13 protein-coding genes and 2 pseudogenes are annotated in these 17,754 nt (G+C 61.2%); 12 read left to right on the plus strand and 3 right to left on the minus strand.

Going from position 1 to position 17,754, the window contains the following annotated elements:
* Positions 1 to 241 precede the first annotated feature (241 nt).
* The 5 genes from NVV94_RS13940 (at position 242) to NVV94_RS13960 (ending at position 4,367) form a co-directional block, all read left to right on the plus strand.
* Positions 242 to 727, plus strand: a complete 486-nt coding sequence (locus tag NVV94_RS13940; RefSeq protein ID WP_258442991.1) for a flavin reductase family protein — start codon at positions 242 to 244, stop codon at positions 725 to 727.
* Between the two features lie 128 nt (positions 728 to 855).
* Positions 856 to 1,899 carry an LLM class flavin-dependent oxidoreductase gene (locus NVV94_RS13945; RefSeq protein WP_258442992.1) on the plus strand — a complete coding sequence of 348 codons (1,044 nt, stop codon included), beginning with the start codon at positions 856 to 858 and terminating at the stop codon, positions 1,897 to 1,899.
* Positions 1,900 to 2,092: 193 nt separating this feature from the next.
* Positions 2,093 to 2,248 carry a hypothetical protein gene (locus NVV94_RS13950; protein WP_258442993.1) on the plus strand — a complete coding sequence of 52 codons (156 nt, stop codon included), beginning with the start codon at positions 2,093 to 2,095 and terminating at the stop codon, positions 2,246 to 2,248.
* 74 nt (positions 2,249 to 2,322) lie between these two features.
* A complete protein-coding gene (locus NVV94_RS13955) occupies positions 2,323 to 3,003 on the plus strand; it encodes an isochorismatase family cysteine hydrolase (protein WP_258442994.1) in 681 nt (226 codons plus the stop codon).
* Positions 3,004 to 3,008: 5 nt separating this feature from the next.
* The gene (locus tag NVV94_RS13960; protein ID WP_258442995.1) at positions 3,009 to 4,367 is read left to right on the plus strand and encodes a cytosine permease; all 1,359 of its coding nucleotides are present in this window, start codon (positions 3,009 to 3,011) and stop codon (positions 4,365 to 4,367) included.
* A 914-nt stretch (positions 4,368 to 5,281) separates the two neighbouring features.
* Here NVV94_RS13960 and NVV94_RS26915 read toward each other — a convergent pair.
* Entirely contained in the window at positions 5,282 to 6,172 is an 891-nt protein-coding gene (locus NVV94_RS26915; RefSeq protein WP_408733507.1) for a methyl-accepting chemotaxis protein, read from the minus strand.
* A gap of 18 nt (positions 6,173 to 6,190) precedes the next feature.
* A pseudogene (locus NVV94_RS26920) lies at positions 6,191 to 7,246 on the minus strand (methyl-accepting chemotaxis protein); the annotation flags it as partial.
* A 323-nt stretch (positions 7,247 to 7,569) separates the two neighbouring features.
* Between NVV94_RS26920 and bla the strand changes: the two are divergent.
* Positions 7,570 to 8,457, plus strand: a complete 888-nt coding sequence (gene bla / locus NVV94_RS13970) for a class A beta-lactamase (protein WP_258442997.1) — start codon at positions 7,570 to 7,572, stop codon at positions 8,455 to 8,457.
* 84 nt (positions 8,458 to 8,541) lie between these two features.
* On the opposite strand, the pseudogene NVV94_RS13975 reads toward bla, so the two are convergent.
* Positions 8,542 to 8,713, minus strand: a pseudogene (locus NVV94_RS13975) (OprD family outer membrane porin); the annotation flags it as partial.
* Between the two features lie 232 nt (positions 8,714 to 8,945).
* Between NVV94_RS13975 and NVV94_RS13980 the strand changes: the two are divergent.
* From NVV94_RS13980 to NVV94_RS14005, 6 genes are all read left to right on the plus strand, one after another.
* A complete protein-coding gene (locus tag NVV94_RS13980; RefSeq protein ID WP_258442998.1) occupies positions 8,946 to 10,292 on the plus strand; it encodes an MFS transporter in 1,347 nt (448 codons plus the stop codon).
* A 91-nt stretch (positions 10,293 to 10,383) separates the two neighbouring features.
* Positions 10,384 to 11,841: a sensor histidine kinase gene (locus NVV94_RS13985; protein ID WP_258442999.1), complete on the plus strand. Its 1,458-nt coding sequence runs from the start codon at positions 10,384 to 10,386 to the stop codon at positions 11,839 to 11,841.
* A 206-nt stretch (positions 11,842 to 12,047) separates the two neighbouring features.
* Positions 12,048 to 14,879 (plus strand): xanthine dehydrogenase family protein molybdopterin-binding subunit, encoded by a 2,832-nt coding sequence (locus NVV94_RS13990; protein WP_258443000.1) that lies wholly within the window; start codon positions 12,048 to 12,050, stop codon positions 14,877 to 14,879.
* Positions 14,872 to 15,411, plus strand: a complete 540-nt coding sequence (locus tag NVV94_RS13995) for a (2Fe-2S)-binding protein (RefSeq protein ID WP_258443001.1) — start codon at positions 14,872 to 14,874, stop codon at positions 15,409 to 15,411. Before NVV94_RS13990 ends, NVV94_RS13995 begins: the two co-directional genes overlap by 8 nt.
* Positions 15,412 to 15,413: 2 nt before the next feature.
* A complete protein-coding gene (locus tag NVV94_RS14000) occupies positions 15,414 to 16,652 on the plus strand; it encodes a cytochrome c (protein WP_258443002.1) in 1,239 nt (412 codons plus the stop codon).
* Position 16,653: 1 nt separating this feature from the next.
* Positions 16,654 to 17,625 carry an XdhC family protein gene (locus NVV94_RS14005; RefSeq protein WP_258443003.1) on the plus strand — a complete coding sequence of 324 codons (972 nt, stop codon included), beginning with the start codon at positions 16,654 to 16,656 and terminating at the stop codon, positions 17,623 to 17,625.
* Positions 17,626 to 17,754 lie beyond the last annotated feature (129 nt).

Below are 17,754 nucleotides of genomic sequence, written 5' to 3' on the forward strand. Positions count from 1 at the left end.
ATATTATGGTATTCCAACATTTTCACAAGACTGATCCGGTCATTGCGCGACGAACTGATCTGCACGACTGCCCCCGCAATCAACCCTCTGGCCGCCAAAAACCCCCGGTTTCACTGACCATTGGCCGCAAAGCGGGCGGTAATCGCATCCGACAAAAAGTACTTGCAAAGCATGTATTACGGTATACCATCAGACACACTAATCACAAAAAGCGTGCGCGAAGCCGCCCGAGGGCAATCCAATGATCGATGCAGCCGTCTACAAACAAGTCATGGGCTCGTTCCCTTCCGGCGTGACCGTGATCACCACGCTCGATGACGATGGCCAAGTGGTCGGCCTCACCGCCAGCGCCTTCAGCTCCCTGTCGATGGACCCTGCCCTGGTGCTGTTCTGCCCCAACTACAGTTCCGATTCCTATCCGGTACTGATCAAGAACAAGCGCTTCGCCATCCACTTCCTTTCCGGTGAACAGCAAAACGAAGCCTATGCCTTCGCCCGCAAGGGCAAGGACAAGGCCCAGGGCATCGAGTGGACGCTCAGTGAACTGGGTAACCCGCTGCTGGCCAATGCCACGGCGATCATCGAGTGCGAGCTGTGGCGTGAATATGAAGGCGGTGACCACGCCATCATGGTCGGTGCGGTGAAGAACCTGATCGTGCCCGAGCAGGCCTGCAGCCCGCTGGTCTACTGCCGCGGGAAGATGGCTGCGCTGCCGGCGTTTGCCTGACCGTGGCAGGCAAGAGAAAAATCTTGCGGATATCCCGTATTATGGTATACCAATATTCAACAAGCCGCCCGGCCGAACTCCCGGCAAACGTGCACACTGGCTAAAACAAAAAATCCGAGGTAAGCGTCATGAAATTCTCTTTGTTCGTACATATGGAACGGTGGGACGAGCAAGTCAGCCATCGCCAATTGTTCGAAGACCTGACCGAATTGACCCTGATGGCCGAAGCCGGTGGCTTCAGCACCGTCTGGATCGGCGAACACCACGCCATGGAGTACACCATCTCGCCGAGCCCGATGCCGCTGCTGGCGTATCTGGCGGCCAGGACCACCACCATTCACCTGGGCGCCGGGACTATCATTGCGCCGTTCTGGCACCCATTGCGGGTGGCTGGCGAATGCGCCCTGCTCGACGTGATCAGTAACGGTCGCATGGAAGTCGGCCTGGCCCGGGGCGCCTACCAGGTCGAGTTCGACCGCATGGCCGACGGCATGCCGGCTGCCACCGGCGGCAATCACTTGCGTGAAATGGTCCCGGTGGTACGCAAGCTGTGGCAAGGCGACTACGCCCATGACGGCGAGATCTGGAAATTCCCGACCTCCACCAGCGTACCGAAACCGATCCAGAAGCCGACCCCGCCCATGTGGATTGCCGCCCGCGACCCGGACTCGCACAGTTTCGCGGTGGCCAATGGTTGCAACGTGATGGTCACGCCGCTGATGAAAGGCGACGAAGAAGTCCTGGACCTGAAGAACAAATTCGAGGCGGCGCTGGCCAACAACCCGGACGTGCCGCGCCCCAAGCTGATGGTGCTGCGTCACACTCATGTGCATAGTGCCGACGACCCTGAGGGTTGGCAGGTCGGGGCCAAGGCCATCTCGCGCTTCTACCGCACCTTCGACGCCTGGTTCGGCAACAAGCAAACACCGGTCAACGGCTTCCTTGAGCCGAGCCCGGAAGAGAAATTCGCGGAGCGCCCGGAGTTCGAACTGGAGAACATCCACAAGAACACCATGATCGGTACCCCCGAAGAAATCATCAAACGCATCAAGTACTACCAGGAACTGGGTGTTGACGAGTTCAGCTTCTGGTGCGACAACAGCTTGCCGCATGCCGAGAAGAAGAAGTCGCTGGAGCTGTTTATCAAGGAAGTGGTGCCGGCGTTCCAATAAGGAACCCAGATTTTTAGAGACCTTGCCGGCCTCATCGCTGGCAAGCCAGCTCCCACAGGGAACCAGGTGCATGCATCACCTTTGTGGGAGCTGGCCGGGCGGCGCTCCGCTTGCCCGTCGACTCGGAGTCGCGCCCGACCGTAGCGGTCGCAGAATACATGCAACAACACAAGAACAACGGTCGATGCTCACCATGAACAATCGATTCAACCCATCCGCCACACTTCCCCTGCCCGGTGCCGAGCTGGCCTACCTGTGCGCCAACGCCAGCACCTCGCACATCCGTCTCAAGCGCCTGCGCGCCAGCGTCTCGGCCAAGCAAAACGGCTTCTGGCTGATAATTTCCTGAGCAAACCCTGAGCTGCACCTTCAACGCCGACTGCGCGGCTTCGCCGTGCCCGACACCTTGATCAGGCTTTGCCCATGAAAAACAAAAACGCACTATTGATCATCGACATGCAACAGGAAGATGGCTTCGTTCTGGAGCACTTCGACAACGTCGTCGCCAACACCGCGACACTCCTGGACACCGCTCGCCAGCTGGCGATCCCGGTCTTCTACAGCCGCCACATCAATCCGGCCGACGGCATCGGCCTGCCGCCGGGAGAACCGAGAGCCGCCGACGGCGGCCCGGCGAGTTACCGCAGTGGTACCCGCCAGGTGGAAATCATCGCGGCACTGGCGCCACAGCCTGGAGATGCAGTGATCGACAAACCGCGCTACAGCGCCTTCCACCAGACCGACCTGGACACGCAACTCAAGCGATCGGGCGTGACTACCCTGATTGTCGGCGGCGTACTCACCGACGTCTGCGTGCTCACCACGGTGTTCGATGCCTTCGCCCTGGGCTACCGCATTCGCGTCATCACCGATGCATGTACCACGACCACCCTGGCTGCGCACTATTCGGCGCTCTTGATCATGGCCAACTGGGTTTACTCGCTGGAACTGCTGACTTGCGCCGAGCTGCTCCGCGCCCTTGAAGGCAAGGACTTCATCAGCTGCGCTCCAGAAAGGCCGGACCTCTTCGCCCATCAACCCCATGAGTTGGCAGGCACCATCGAGCGCCTGCAGTCCCGCCTCCAACGCCAGGCCCAGGAGTGAGCGCCATGAATGTCGAAAAAAGAAGCATCGATTTCATTCCCGAAGCCGAGCGTTATGGCAAGCCCGGCTCGCTGTTCTTCATCTGGTTCGGCGCCAACATGAACATCACGACCATTGCGTCCGGTGTGCTGCCGGTGGTGATTGGCCTGAACCTGTTCTGGAGCGCCCTGGCCATTGTGCTCGGATCGTTACTGGGCGCCATCTTCATGGCCTCGCACTCGGCCCAGGGCCCGAAGCTGGGCATTCCGCAGATGATTCAGAGCCGGGCCCAGTTCGGCGTGATCGGCGCCGTGCTGCCATTGCTGTTCGTGATGCTGATCTACCTGGGCTTCTTCGTCAGTAACACCCTGCTGGCGGCGCAGGCCGTGGCGTCGGTCAGCCCGTTGCCGGCCGATGCCAACATCTACCTGATCGGTGCGCTGTGCTTTGTCGTCGCGTTATACGGCTACCGACTGATTCACCGCCTGCAAAAGCTGCTGTCGATCCTTTCGCTGGTGGTCTTCATCGCGGCAACGCTGCTCGCGCTGAGCCTGCCGATACCTGCCGAGCAGTGGGCAGCGAGTGGCTTTTCGCTCTCGAAGTTTCTGGTGGCGGTCAGCATCGCGGTGACCTGGCAATTGTCCTATGCACCCTACGTTGCGGATTACTCGCGCTACCTGCCCACCCACACGCCGATGGCCAAGGTGTTCTGGTACAGCTACGCAGGTACCGTGACGGGCGGCGCCTGGATGATGATCCTGGGGGCGATCCTCAGCGTCGCCATCCCGGATTTCGCCAGCAACGTCGGCAGCCATGTCGCCGGGTTGTTCGGCATCGGTGCGGTGTTGCTGTTCGCCTTTATTGTCTACGGCCAGGTTTCGATCAACGTCTTCAACCTGTATGGCGCCTTCATGTCGACCATCACCGTGATCGAGCCCTTTTCCAGGCTGCGCGTCACGCCACGGGTTCGCGGGATGTTCATGCTGGTCATCAGCCTGATCGCCACGGCGTTGTGCACCATCAGTCAGGATGACTTCATCGCGTTTTTCCTGAACTTCATCTTCTTCATGAGCTACTTCCTGATTCCGTGGACGGCGATAAACCTGGTGGACTACTACTGCCTGCGCAAGGGCGACTACCAGCTTGCGGACATCTTCGACATGAACGGGATTTATGGACGGGTGAATCCGATCGCGTGCTGCAGTTTCGTCGTGGCTATCGTGCTGGAGATACCGTTCATGAATACCACCCTCTATGTCGGGCCCGTGGCCACGGCGCTCGACGGTGTGGACCTGGCGTGGGTGGTCGGGTTGCTGGTGCCGGCGCTGAGTTACTACGGCTTGATGACCCTGCGCGGTCGGAGTCGTCAGCGCAGCGTGAGTTAAGGTTTCTCTCGCCCCCTCGTTCCCACGCGCCGCAACACTAGTGTCCGGTAAAAATGAGGGGGTGGGAGTGGGATGGTATTGGCACACGGATTTGTGGGCAGATCCGGATGGTGTAGCGGCCTGACTGGCGGGTTCCGCCCTTACGGCGGGTCACTTTTGACTGGGCAAAAGTAACCAAAACCCCTGTCCCTGCATCCGGCCCTACGCTGCGCTTCGGGTCCCTTCACTCCGGCATTGCTCCCGCCGGGGCGCACCGACGGGCCGTCCCTGGCCCTTCGGTGCTTGCTCGGCTCCTGCCTCGCACCCAGCTCCGCAATACCTCCGTTCAGCCTCCTGAAGGGACGTTCGGCGGTGTCTGGACCATCGCGGAAATCAAAAGCACTCGAAGCAAAAGCAGATCCGGACTTTTGCTTTTTGCTTTTTTGCTTTTTGGCTTTGCTTCTAGATGCGCGCACTCGCAGACGACATCGATTGTCCCTTCAGGAGGCCGAGTGGAGTCATTGCGTAGTGGGGTGCGAGGCAGGAAGCCGAGCAAGCGCCGAAGGGCCAGGGGCGGCCCGTCGGCGCGTCCCCACGGGAGCAATGACGGAGCGAGGGAACCCGGAGCGCAGCGCAGGGCCGTATGCAGGGACCGGGGGTTTTGCCTACTTTTGCCCCAACAAAAGTAGGCCGCCGTAAGGGCGGAAGGGGCCAGCAAGACCACTACAGCATCTGGATCTGCCCCACAAAACCAAGTCGCAACGAGCCGAGCAAGACTCAAACCCAGACAGCGCAAGGGATAAAGAGCTTCCCCTACATTTTTAACCGGACACTAGTGACGCGCCGCAAAGGAATGCAGTGTCTGACGCTCCAGCGTCACGACGCGGTGCGTCAGGAAAGGCATTCCCACGCGAGCGTGGGAACGAGCCCCCCTGTCACGCCAATTTGAATCGACTCACCAGCGTTTGCAACTCCCCTCCCAAACGGGCCAGGTCGCTGCTCGCCGCGGAGGTTTCTTCTGTGGCCGCAGCCGACTGCTCGGCGACATCGCGAATACTCGCAACGCTACGATTGATCTCTTCGGCCACCGAACTCTGTTGTTCGGATGCCGTAGCAATCTGCTGATTCATCTGCTGGATGCTCGACACCGCGGCGTTTATCGCCACCAGCACGGCACCTGCCTGCTTGGCCGACTCCACGGTACTGCCCGCTTCGACACGGCTCTTGCCCATCAATTCCACCGCACCTTGCGCGCCACCTTGCAAGGCACCGATCAGGCCTTCGATTTGTGCAGTCGATTCCTGGGTTCGGCGGGCCAATGCACGAACCTCATCGGCAACGACGGCGAACCCACGACCGGCTTCACCGGCGCGCGCAGCTTCAATAGCGGCATTGAGTGCGAGCAGGTTGGTCTGGTCGGCAATGCTTTTGATCACATCCAGTACCGTGCCGATGTTGCTGCTGTCGTGTTTCAGGCGCTCGATGGATTGCGCCGAGTGTTCCACCGACATCGCCAGGCTTTCGATGCGCTCTATGGTCTGCTGAACCACGAAAGTCCCCTGCTGCGCCTGCTGGTCAGCCTGATCGGCCGAGTTGGCGGCGGTTTCGGCGTTGCGCGCCACATCCTGGACGGTGGCGGCCATTTCGTTCATGGCAGTGGCAACCTGTTCGGTTTCCATTCTCTGCTGGGTGATACCCGCACTGTTTTGCTCGGTCACTGCCGACATTTCCTCGGCCGCGGTGGCCAGTTGCTCGATGCTGCCGCTCAAGCGAGTGAGCAGGTTGCGCAGGCTGACGGTCATGGCCTGCATGGCTTGCATCAACATGCCCAGTTCATCCTTGCGGTCGCTACGGATGTCATCCGAGAGATCGCCGTCGGCCACTTTGCGGGCCAGGCCGACGACTCGTTGCAGGGGCGCGACAATCATCTGGGCGATCAGTACGGCCGCGACCAGACCAATCACGAACCCCACCAGTGTCGCCGCACCCAACATGGTTTTGGCTTCGCGGGCTTCGGCTTCGAGGATTTTCATCTGCAGATTCAAGGCCTCGGTAGACGCCGCGGAAACCAGTCCGGCCCGCTCGCTCATTTCATTTTCGGTATTTTTCCGGCTTTGGAAGCTTTGCTGCAGTTCGCCGAAACTCTCCTGGTAGTGTGCCAGCTGCTGGAGCGCCGCATCGATGTCGCTCTGGGCGGCAGGGTCACTGAGGTTGGCACGCAATTGCTGGCCGACCTTGTTCAGTGAGTCGAAGTGGCCGCGCAGGGTGTCGGCATACTGCTGTTCGCCGCGCAGAATGAAGTCTTTTTCGCGACGGCGTGCACTGAGCATTTCCTTGGTCAAGGCACTGGCCTGGTGAGCAAAGTCCAGGGCTCGAATGCTGCTTTCATCACCGTTGGCGCGAATCTGGCTGACCGCTGCGGCATTCAGGCGGGTCTCCAGTTCATCGAATTGTTTCAAGGCCTCCCGTGCCGCTTCTTCCATGGCTTTCTGTGTTACACGGTTTTGCACCGTCGCCTGGCTGAGCTCAACCAGTTTGGCCTGATAGCGGTTGACGTCCTGATCAACCTGCTCCATCAGGACGATGGTTTCCGGGATGCGCATGACTTTCAAGGTATCGGCTGCGATATGCCTGATCTCCTGGATTGTCTGCGTGGCGCTTTGGATGTAGCTGTCATCACCGCTGATAATGAAGTTCTTCTCGTTCTGCCGAACCTGGTAAAGCTTGGTGTCGATGTCATTGACCTTGAGCAGTGTGTCAAAGCGCTGGAGCGTGCTCTCCAGGGCGGTGAAGCTGACCCAGGCAATCAGCAGGCTGATCATCAAGACCAGGCCGAAGCCTGTGAGAAGCTTTTTGCGCACGTTCATATCAAGGAAAAAGCTGGCGAAAGAGGAAGCCATGGTCGAATCCTTTATGGGCACTTTTTTGAGTTCGTGTGTACGCGCAGGTCGCAATCAGGGCGGAGCCAGTTGCTGATAGGGAAAATGTTCAGAGATGGGAGGGAGTTGCGGCATGAGATGCGACGTCCTGTCGAGCTTGTCCTTGACCTCCGGCTGGAGGCCATATGCCACCACACTCTATACGAACAATACCGGACCAGCCATGCATGGGCCGGAAAAATTTAGTTATGATCCTATAACCTCGAGGATCGGCAAAAAGGCCTGAAGTGCGGCCTTCGCCAAGCACGTTCCTCCCCTTTCGTCAAAGCGAGATGACAGCGTCAATGACCTATTCTCCAAGCCGCCGCACCTTGCTGCTGGCCGCCGCTACGGCGCCTTTGGCCCTGGCACTCACGGCCTGCGCTACCGGGCAGGCGCCCGACACCTCGGCACAAGCGCTGTTCGCAACGCTTGAACGTACTGCCGGGGGCCGCCTCGGCGTATCAGCCCTCGACACGGCCAGCGGCATGCACATTCACTATCGGGCCGATGAACGTTTTCCCTTGTGCAGCACATTCAAGGCGATCCTAGCCGGTGCGATCCTCGCGCAGAGCACCCGTGATGCCGGTTTGCTGGAGCGGCGAGTCAGGTACGGGCAGAGTGATCTCGTCAGCTACTCGCCCATCAGCTCCCAACACCTGGATGACGGCATGACGGTTGCCGAGTTGTGCCGTGCCACGGTTCAGTACAGCGACAATACCTCCGCCAACCTGCTGATGAAGATTCTCGGAGGGCCCGCCGCGGTCACCGCGTTTACGCGTTCGATCGGCGACAGCCAATTGCGCCTCGATCGCTGGGAAACAGAACTGAACACGGCCATACCCGGAGATCCGCGCGATACCACGACGCCGGCCGCCATGACCCGCAGCCTGCAATCGCTCGCCATTGGCAATGCCCTGCCGGTGCCCCAACGCGAGCTGTTGCAGGCCTGGCTACGGGGAAACACAACGGGCGCAAAGCGCATTCGTGCCGGACTGCCGGCCGACTGGCAAGTCGGCGACAAGACGGGCACCGGCGATTATGGAACGACGAACGATATCGCCGTGCTCTGGCCGCCGGCACGCGGGCCGATTGTACTGTCGGTCTATTACACGCAACCGCAGGCAGACGCGAAGCCGCGCGATGATGTGATTGCGGCGGCGACTCGAATTGCCGTGAGCGTACTGCGCTGACGTCATGACGCGGAGCGTCGCAGGGTGCATTCCCACGCTGGTGGGAACGAGTTATGCGCAGCAGCGGACCAGGGCGCATGAATTTCAGAGCCGACCAGCCAAGGGATATTCGATCACCAATCGAAGCTGATTGGCATCGAGCTCGGCCTGCGCCTTGTTCCCCCCGATGCACAGCGTGACGGAGCGTGAAGGCCAGGCGCTTCGCCGGCCCGGACTGCACCACGTATCGGGCCTGCAGGTCGCGTTCCCAGTGTTTGCGAGCGCGGGGGAAAACGCGCCCTGCTCCGTCAATCCTGACGATAGAGCCATATCAGTTACTCACGTTATCGAGAATTCAAGAGCGCAAAGGTTACATTATAACAATGCGTTACGCGACAAGTTCGTCCATGAATACGTGGATGACGTTTTCCCGGCTACTCTGCTCAGGCACGCTGCCGATAATCGGTTATCGGCTATCGATAATCGGTAGGGCGCACGGAGAGATCAGCATGACCACCACGGAAATCGAGCGGGTCGATCCCGCCACCTTGAGAAAAGTCATCAGCGCGGCTGCCATCGGCAACTTCGTGGAGTGGTTCGACTTTGCGGTGTATGGCTTTTTAGCCACCACCATCGCCCTGCAATTCTTCCCCAGCGACGATGCCAGCGCCGCCTTGCTGAAAACCTTCGCGGTGTTTGCCGTGGCGTTCGCATTCCGCCCCTTGGGCGGGATCTTTTTTGGCATGCTCGGCGACCGGATCGGGCGCAAGAAGGCCCTGGCCACGACCATTCTATTGATGGCCGGCGCGACGACCTTGATCGGCTTGCTGCCGAGCTACGCAGCCATTGGTGTCATGGCGCCCGTGCTCTTGACCCTGATTCGCTGCGCCCAGGGCTTTTCCGCCGGTGGCGAATACGCCGGGGCCTGCGCCTACCTGATGGAGCATGCCCCGCGCACTCAGCGCGCCTGGTATGGCAGTTTCGTCCCGGTATCGACCTTTTCCGCTTTCGCCTGTGCGGCGGTGGTGGCCTACGCGCTGGAGTCGTCGCTCACGGCCGAGGCAATGAGCAGCTGGGGTTGGCGCGTGCCGTTCCTGGTGGCCGCGCCCCTGGGCATCGTCGGCTTGTACCTGCGCTGGCGGCTGGATGAAACCCCTGCGTTCAAGGCAGTTGCCAAGGAAGACGCCGTTGCCCATTCGCCTTTGCGCGAAACCCTGAGCACCCACGGCGCGGCGATTTGCTGCCTGGGGGCGTTCGTGTCCCTGACCGCCCTGTCCTTCTATATGTTCACCACCTATTTCGCCACCTACCTTCAGGTCGCCGGCGGCTTGAGCCGGGCCAGCGCCCTGTTGATCTCGGTGATCGCCCTGCTGTTCGCCGCGGCCATGTGCCCGCTGGCGGGAGCTTTCTCGGACAAGGTCGGACGCCGCGCGACCGTGGTCACGGCGTGCGTACTGCTGATGGTGGTCGTCTACCCGGCGTTTCTGATGGCCAGCTCCGGGTCGTTCGCGGCCTCGGTCATCGGCGTGTTGCTGTTGGCCGTCGGTGCAGTGCTCTGTGGCGTGGTCACGGCGGCCCTGTTGTCCGAAACATTTCCGACCCGCACGCGTTATACCGCGTCGGCCATTACCTACAACCTGGCCTATACGATCTTCGGTGGCACGGCACCGCTGATGGCGACCTGGCTGATCACCCAGACCGGCAGCAACCTGTCGCCGGCCTTTTACCTGATCGCGGTCTCGCTGTTGGCCCTGGCCGGCGGCCTGGCCTTGCCGGAGACTTCGAAAATTTCCCTGCATGGCGTTGGCGATGCAGAAACCGCCGCCACTGGGCGCGCGGCAGGGTCTACCGCTTGAGTTGAGCTAAGCTGGTGGCTAGATGCGATAGGTGGCAGGAAGCCAGGGGCTGCTTGCGCCATGACGCGTTATCCACCAGCGAGTACCCCCCATGAGCCTTGCATTCGGTTTGGCCAAGTACTTTTCGGACAAGGAAGTCACCGCAACCTCAGTGCAGTTCAATCTGCTGCGATGGTTCTCCTTGGCCAGTTTCCTGATCATCACGCTCGTGGCCCTTGGCCTGGGCTTCATCGCCACCCGCTTTGTGGTCAACGAAAGCATCCAGCGCGACGCGGTGCTGACGGCGCAATTCATTCAGTCCATGGGCGCAGCCGAAGTAGGTCATCACAACCTGCCTGGTTACCAGATGGGGGAGTTGCTCGACCCACGCGACGACATCGGGCTTTCTGCCCAGGAACAGCGCAACCGGCAAGCCGCGCGCAATGAATTTCTCGATCACATCACCCATATTGCCCGGCAGCCCGACTCGCTGTTGATCAGTATCTATGCGCCTGACGACGTCGTTATCTGGTCAAGCAATCCCGAATTGATCGGCCAGAAGTTTGCCGATGACGATGAGCTCGAAGAATCCTTCTCCAGCAAGGAGCGAATCTTTGCCGTCTATCATGAGGTGCAAAATGACCGTGAAGAGCAACAGTTTGTGCGCAGGCCAGAGAATCTCTTTATCGAGAATTACATTCCGATGCTCAATTCGGCCGGCAAGGCCGTGGCGACTGTCGAAATCTACAAGGAACCGTCCGACCTGATTGCCAGGACCCAGCGCGGTTATATGCTGATGTGGCTGGCCACCTCCCTCGGCGGCGCATTGATCTACCTGGGGCTTTACTTGATCGTTCGGCGCGCCGCCGCTCTGCTGGTTTCACAGCAAAAGCAGTTGATCGAGAACGAAACCTTCGTCGCGTTGGGCGAGATGTCCGCCGCGGTGGCCCATAGCCTGCGCAACCCCTTGGCCACGATACGCTCGAGTGCCGAGCTGGCCCAGGAGCTCGCCAATCCTCCTGTGCAGAAGAACATCAGCGACATCATTGGCCAGGTCGATCGCATGTCCAAGTGGGTGCGCGACCTGCTGCAGGCCTCCAGCCCCCATGAGGGAGCGAACGAGGAAGTCGACCCGCTGGAGGCGATTCTCGAAACCCTGCACGCCTTTGAACCGCAGATTCGCAAAGCCAACGTCCTGGTCGAATTCACGGCAACCGCCGCGCCCCCCGTGTTCGGTCAACGCATCCTGCTTTCACAGGTCCTGAACAGCCTGGTTTCCAATGCGCTCGAGGCCATGGCGCAAGGCGGTCGGTTGCGCATCGATATCCAACCCAATGCTCGCAGGACCCGGCTGCATATCACCCTGCACGACACTGGCAAGGGCATGACGGAAAACCAGCAACAAATGTTGTTCAAGCCGTTTTGCACCAGTAAACAGGGCGGGCTTGGCGTCGGGCTGGTCATGGTGAAACGAATCATGGAGCGTTTCGGCGGGCAGATCAGCCTGACCAGTCGTGAAAATGAGGGGACCCAGGTGCGATTGACGTTCCGCATTGCCAAGGGTCGATAGCGCCTGCCGGAGCCTCCCGATAGCCGTCCTGGCGCGTCCGGGCGCTCATTGATTTTGCCTTGGGCGACCAATTTCGACAAAGTGGACTTTCAGGTCAACTTTGTTCTGTCAGAATTCCGCCCTTCGCAGCATCTGGAAGGGCTTCGATATGGCCTAAGCTATCCAAGACCCTAACGACATGGGCGCTCGCGCTCAGAGGATGATCCATGTCCAACCGTGATATTTCCCGTCGCTCCTTTCTTCAGGGCGGGCTGGTCGCAGGCGTCAGCGTGACGCTGGCCCCGCTCGGCAGCCGGGCTTTCGCAGCCTTGATGGAAAACAGCGTGACCGTGCCCGCCGAGCAGTGGCTGGGCAACAATGGCCAGGCGCGCTTTCGTAACGACGCCTTGTCCAAGGTCTGTGGCAACAAGGTGTTTGCCCGCGACATCCGCGCCAGGGACATGCCCGGCTGGCCGCAGCAACAGGGCCACGCCATGTTGCTGAAAACCATTCGCGCCGACCGCCTCTACGAGGGCTACGATCTGTCCTGGCTGGGCGCCGAGCTGCAACCCGATCGCATCGTCACCGCCGAAGATCTGCAAAAGGACGGCATCGTCTTCCCCGAAGAGCACGCGCCCGACCCGCTGCTGCCGACCGGAAAGGTGCCGATGTTCATCGGCCACCCGGTGGCGATCCTGATCTGGAACGATTTCGAGCGTTACCGCCAGGCCAAGACCAGGCTCCAGTTCAACGACAAGGCCATCCGCTACGGTGCCAAGGTGCCCTACTACGAGGGTGAGCCCTATGGCAGCTTCCGCTATGTGCGTGTCGGCGGTCCGACCTCGGCAGACGAAGACGAGTTCGCCAGCCTCAAGGATTCGATCCTGTTCCCGATGATCCGTGAGCGCCGCCCGGTCTGGAACTCGCAGCCCGACCTGCATGGCAACCTGACCGAGCGCGGGCTGTTTTACGCCGAGCGCATGAAGCAGCAACTGGAAACACCACCCGAAGACTGGCTGGTGTTCGATGAACGCTATAAAACGCCCTCCATCGAGCCGGCCGCTCTGGAGCCGGACAACGGTAACGGCTGGTACGACCCGGCGACCAGGTCATTGCACTTCGTCGTGGCTACCCAGTGCCCGGTGGAGGCCGCCACCGAAACGGCGAAGATGATCGCGCCGTCGCGTTTCGGCCTGGCAAAACTCAACATGCACCCCGGCTACACGGTCGGCTACGGCTCCAAGGACCACAACATCTTTGTCTACTACGCCGCCCTGGCGGCGTTGTATGGCGCAGGTGTCCCTGTGCGCCTGGCCAATGACCGTTATGAACAGTTCCAAAGCGGCATCAAGCGCCACCCCTTCGATATCCGCTACCAACTGGCCGTGGACAAGAAGGATCACAGCTTCAAGATCTTCCGCGCCGAGATGAGTGTCGACGGTGGCGGCCGGATCAACTACAGCCCGTCGGTGGCGGCGGTCGGCGCCACAGCGGCGCAGTCGATCTATTACATGCCGCAGAACGATCTACAGGTCACCGCTTACCATTCACGCGGCGTCGAAGCGGGCTCCATGCGCGGTTACGGCACCCTGCAGACCATGGCCTCCACCGAGATGATGGTGGATGAAATTGCCGGTCGCCTGGGCATCGACCCGATCGATCTGCGCAAGAAGAACGTTTTGCTCTCGGGCATGAAGAACACCCAGGGTGCAGTGCCTGCAGGCGCCCTGCGGCTGAACGAGATCCTCGAGAAGGCGGGCGCCCACGACGTTTGGAAAAACCGCGACGCGCGCAAGCAGCAATTCGATGCGCAGGATCCGGACAACTGGTACGGCGTTGGTTTTGCGATCTGCCAGAAAGACTTCGGCACCGGCTCCGAAGCGCCGATGGCCAGCGTCGAGTTCACCGCCGACGGCCATATCACCCTGCGCCACATTGGTATCGAGATCGGTACCGGCATGTCCACCTCCCAGGCCCTGGTGGTTGCCGATTTCCTCGGCAACCCGGCCAATGAAGTGACAACCGGCGTCACCGAGTGGAACGAGCTGCAACTGACCAGCAGCGGCAACCCTTACCTCATGAGCCAGGCCGAGCAGGATGCAGTGCTGCGCAATCCGCGCTGGGTCGGCAAGATCGCTTCGGCATCGTCGGCGACCAACTCGTCGTACTACTTCAGCCACGCTACCCGAGAAGCTGCGCGTGTGCTGTTCAACCACGGCTTGTGGCCGGCGGCCCTGGGAATCTGGCGGCAAGGCCCTTACGGTGGCCAGGCCAACCCCTATGTGGTGCGCCGCGAAGATGCCCACTGGGTCGATGGCAAGCTCACGGCCAATGGCATGGAGCCGCTGCCGTTTGCCGTGCTGGCCAAGCGCGCCCATGAACGCGGTCTGGTGACCGGCGCCAGCGTGCACGGTTTCAACCGCTGGAGCTGGGCCGAGTCCGAGTTCAGTATCGATGGCGTGCGTGAGCGTCTGCCGCTCGATGGCCTGGCGGTCAAGTATGGCGACGGCGCACCGAACGTGAAAAAGGCGCAAATGAGCAGCGCCGGCTTCCATCTGCTTGATCGGCAAACCGTGACCTATCCGGACACGCAGTTGAACAACGCGGCGGTGACCTACTACAGCCCCGTGGCAACGTTGGTCGAGTTGAAGGTGAACAAGGGATCGGGCGAGGTGCAAGTACTCAACCATCACAGCTGGGTCGAGTGTGGCCGGGTGCTGGTGCCTGAGTTGGTCAAGGGCCAGATCGAGGGTGGTGTCGCCATGGGCATCGGCCATGCGCTGCTCGAAGAAATGCCGCTGTATGAAGGCGGCCCGGGGGAAGGCGACTGGAACTTCAACCGTTACCGGTTGCCGCTCGCCAAGGATGTTGCGGTCTGGAAGCAGACGTCGGAGATCCTGCCGCCGCTGTCGCCCAGCGATCCGTCCAAGGGCATCGCCGAGGTGGTGATGATCCCGGTGGTCGGCGCCATCGGCAACGCCGTGGCCCACGCCATCGGCAAGCGAATTCGCGACCTGCCTGTCACCCCCGCGCGCATCAAGGAGGCCCTCAATGGCTAATCGTCCGCTGCAACTGACCCTCAACGGTCAATCCGTCGGTCCAGTGGAGGTCCCCGATGATCTGTCGATGATCGATTACCTCCACGAGTACCGCAACCTCACCGGCTCGCGCCTGGGCTGCGGCCAGGGTATCTGCCATGCCTGCGTGGTGATCGTCGACAACCCCGACGGCACCAGCGAGCAAGTGCGCACCTGCATCACCGGCGCGCACTACTTCGAAGGCAAGAAAGTGCGCACGATCGAAGGCCACGCCAAGGTTGACGAGAGCGGCAAGGTCACCGAACTCAACCCGATCCAGCAGAAGTTCGTCGACCAGTTCAGCTTCCAGTGCAGCTACTGTGCGCCTGGTTTCGTCAATGCGGCCACGGTGCTGGTGGAAAAGCTCCAGCGCCAGCCGATCAGCAAAAGCCAGATGGAACAGGTGATCGAGGAGAGTCTTGGTCACCATATCTGCCGCTGCACCGGCTACGTGCGCTATTACACGGCCACGCGTGATGTGTTGCTCGATCTCGGCCTGGTCAAGGAGGGTTGAGCATGAAGCGACTCATTTCCCGCCTTGCCGTGGCGGTCGGGCTGGCTGTGCCTGCGTTGTTGGCCCAGGCAGCAGATCAACAGCAGATCGAGCGAGGTGAATACCTCGCCCGCGCGGCGGACTGCATGGCCTGCCATACGGCACAAGGTGGCGCGCCCTATGCGGGCGGGCTGCCGATCGTCTCGCCGTTCGGAACCATCTACGGCACCAACATCACCCCCGACAAGGAGCACGGCATTGGCCTGTACAGCGGTGACGAGTTCTTCGCCGCGTTGACCCGGGGCAAACGTCGCGATGGCGCCAACCTGTACCCCGCGATGCCCTACACCTCCTATCACTTGATGCCCCGTGAGGATGCCGACGCCATCCATGCCTACCTGCAGACGGTGGAGCCGATCAACCGTGCCGCGCCCGTCACCAGCCTGAGCTTTCCGTTCAACGTGCGCCTGGGGCTCACCGGCTGGAACATGCTCTACGGCAAAAGCGTGCAACTGGCACCGGCCGATGGCAAGAGCGAAGCCTGGAAGCGCGGCCAGTACATGGTCGATGTGCTCGGTCACTGTGGCGAATGCCATACCCCACGCGGCTTGCCCGGCGCGCCGCAGCAGGACAAGCGAATGACCGGTGGGATACTCAATGGCTACCTGGCGCCGAGCCTGCTGGCCGATGATCTGGCCGCGCGCGGCTGGACCCACCAGGACCTGAGTTCGTTTCTCAAGCACGGCATGAGCGCCCAGGGCACCATGTTCAACGAAATGTTCCCGGTGTTCCATAACAGCACCCAGCGGCTCAACGACCAGGACCTGGCCGCCATGGCGACCTTCCTGCTGGGCGATCAACCGCCGCAGGCAAGGGTCCTGGTCGAGGTGCCGGTGGACAAGCTCAGCGTCAGTGCCCAGCGTGGTCGCCAGCAATACCTGAATGTGTGCGCCGGTTGCCATGGTGCTGGCGGCGAAGGCAAACCGCATATCGCCGTGGCCATGCAAGGCAATACCACCTTGCGTCTGGAAGACCCGCGCAATCTGTTGCGGGTGATCGAGGACGGCATCGGCGAGCAGAAGTTCGCCGGGTTCGAACGCATGCAACCGATGCCGGGCTTTGCCGACAAGCTCAGCAACGAGCAACTGGCCGACCTGCTCAACTACCTGCGCCAGGCTTGGGGCGGTCAACCGACCGAGCTTGCCGTCAGCCAGGTGGAGCAATTGAAAGCCGAGGCTCCCGCCGGGCACGAGGCGCGATGACATGCAGCATCTCGACCTGCAAGTGGTACGGCGGGCGCTGGCCTGGTCCGGCGCCGGCCAGTGTGTCTGGCTCTGTACGGTGCTCTGTACCTATGGTTCGGCGCCTCGTGCGCCGGGCTCGTTGTTGGCGGTGAATGATTCCGGCCAATGGATCGGTTCGTTGTCCGGCGGTTGCGTCGAAGACGACTTCCTCGCACGGGTGGCCGAGGGCGCGTTTGCCGATGCTGTCACCGTGGTGCGCTACGGCGATGGCGACGACCCGCGCTCGCAAGTACGCTTGCCCTGCGGCGGTCTGCTTGATGTGCTGGTTGAAAAGCTTTTACCCGATTGCGAGGTACAAGCGCACCTGCGCGAACTGGAATCCGCCCTGTTGGGTCAGCGCCGGCTGATCCGCGAGGTGGATCTGGCCAGCGGCGCCCGCCGTCTGGTCGCCGACCGCGAACACGGGCCGCGCGTAGAACGCGGGCCGGATCGCGTGCACCTGCGCATCGGTGCCGCCCAGCGTCTGCTGCTCGCCGGCTACTCCAGCGTGGCACAGGCCTGCGCGGAATTCGCGGTGGGCCTGGGTTTCGAGGTGATCCTCTGCGACCCGCGTGACGAAGCGCTCGAAGGCGTAATACTGGACAACGTGGAGATTCGTCGCGAACTGCCGTCGGTGTTCATTGCCCAAGGGGGTTGTCATAGCGATACGGCAGTCGTGGCGCTGACCCACGACCCGCGTATCGATGACCTGGCGATGATGGAAGCGGTGCGCACCGATGCCTTCTATATCGGGGTAATGGGGTCGCTGCAGACATCGAAAAAGCGTTTTGAGCGATTGCGCCGCATCGGCAGTTTGAGCGAGCCGGAACTGGCCCGCATCCATGCACCGATCGGCCTCAACCTGGGCAGCAAGACGCCGGCGGAGATCGCCCTGGCGGTGTTGGCCGATATTTTGCGCGTTCGCAGTGGTATTGCACGCGATCAGCTATGACATTCGGCGTATCACGGTCGGCTACATCGGTTCGCGCACCACGGTCGGCGTAGCCGCTGCCGAAGGCTGCGCTCGCGTGCGCAGCACGCGCAAGATCTCAAGATCGCCGGGGAGCCCCTTCGGGACTCC

Source organism: Pseudomonas sp. LS1212 (assembly GCF_024741815.1).
Lineage (GTDB): Bacteria > Pseudomonadota > Gammaproteobacteria > Pseudomonadales > Pseudomonadaceae > Aquipseudomonas.

Excerpts from the sequence above, each read along its gene's own strand:
- NVV94_RS13940 (WP_258442991.1), top strand. The coding sequence starts at position 242 with ATGATCGATGCAGCCGTCTACAAACAAGTCATGGGCTCGTTCCCTTCC.
- NVV94_RS13945 (WP_258442992.1), top strand. The coding sequence starts at position 856 with ATGAAATTCTCTTTGTTCGTACATATGGAACGGTGGGACGAGCAAGTC.
- NVV94_RS13950 (WP_258442993.1), top strand. The coding sequence starts at position 2,093 with ATGAACAATCGATTCAACCCATCCGCCACACTTCCCCTGCCCGGTGCC.
- NVV94_RS13955 (WP_258442994.1), top strand. The coding sequence starts at position 2,323 with ATGAAAAACAAAAACGCACTATTGATCATCGACATGCAACAGGAAGAT.
- NVV94_RS13960 (WP_258442995.1), top strand. The coding sequence starts at position 3,009 with ATGAATGTCGAAAAAAGAAGCATCGATTTCATTCCCGAAGCCGAGCGT.
- NVV94_RS26915 (WP_408733507.1), bottom strand. The coding sequence starts at position 6,172 with ATGTTGATGCAAGCCATGCAGGCCATGACCGTCAGCCTGCGCAACCTG.
- bla (WP_258442997.1), top strand. The coding sequence starts at position 7,570 with ATGACCTATTCTCCAAGCCGCCGCACCTTGCTGCTGGCCGCCGCTACG.
- NVV94_RS13980 (WP_258442998.1), top strand. The coding sequence starts at position 8,946 with ATGACCACCACGGAAATCGAGCGGGTCGATCCCGCCACCTTGAGAAAA.
- NVV94_RS13985 (WP_258442999.1), top strand. The coding sequence starts at position 10,384 with ATGAGCCTTGCATTCGGTTTGGCCAAGTACTTTTCGGACAAGGAAGTC.
- NVV94_RS13990 (WP_258443000.1), top strand. The coding sequence starts at position 12,048 with ATGTCCAACCGTGATATTTCCCGTCGCTCCTTTCTTCAGGGCGGGCTG.
- NVV94_RS13995 (WP_258443001.1), top strand. The coding sequence starts at position 14,872 with ATGGCTAATCGTCCGCTGCAACTGACCCTCAACGGTCAATCCGTCGGT.
- NVV94_RS14000 (WP_258443002.1), top strand. The coding sequence starts at position 15,414 with ATGAAGCGACTCATTTCCCGCCTTGCCGTGGCGGTCGGGCTGGCTGTG.
- NVV94_RS14005 (WP_258443003.1), top strand. The coding sequence starts at position 16,654 with ATGCAGCATCTCGACCTGCAAGTGGTACGGCGGGCGCTGGCCTGGTCC.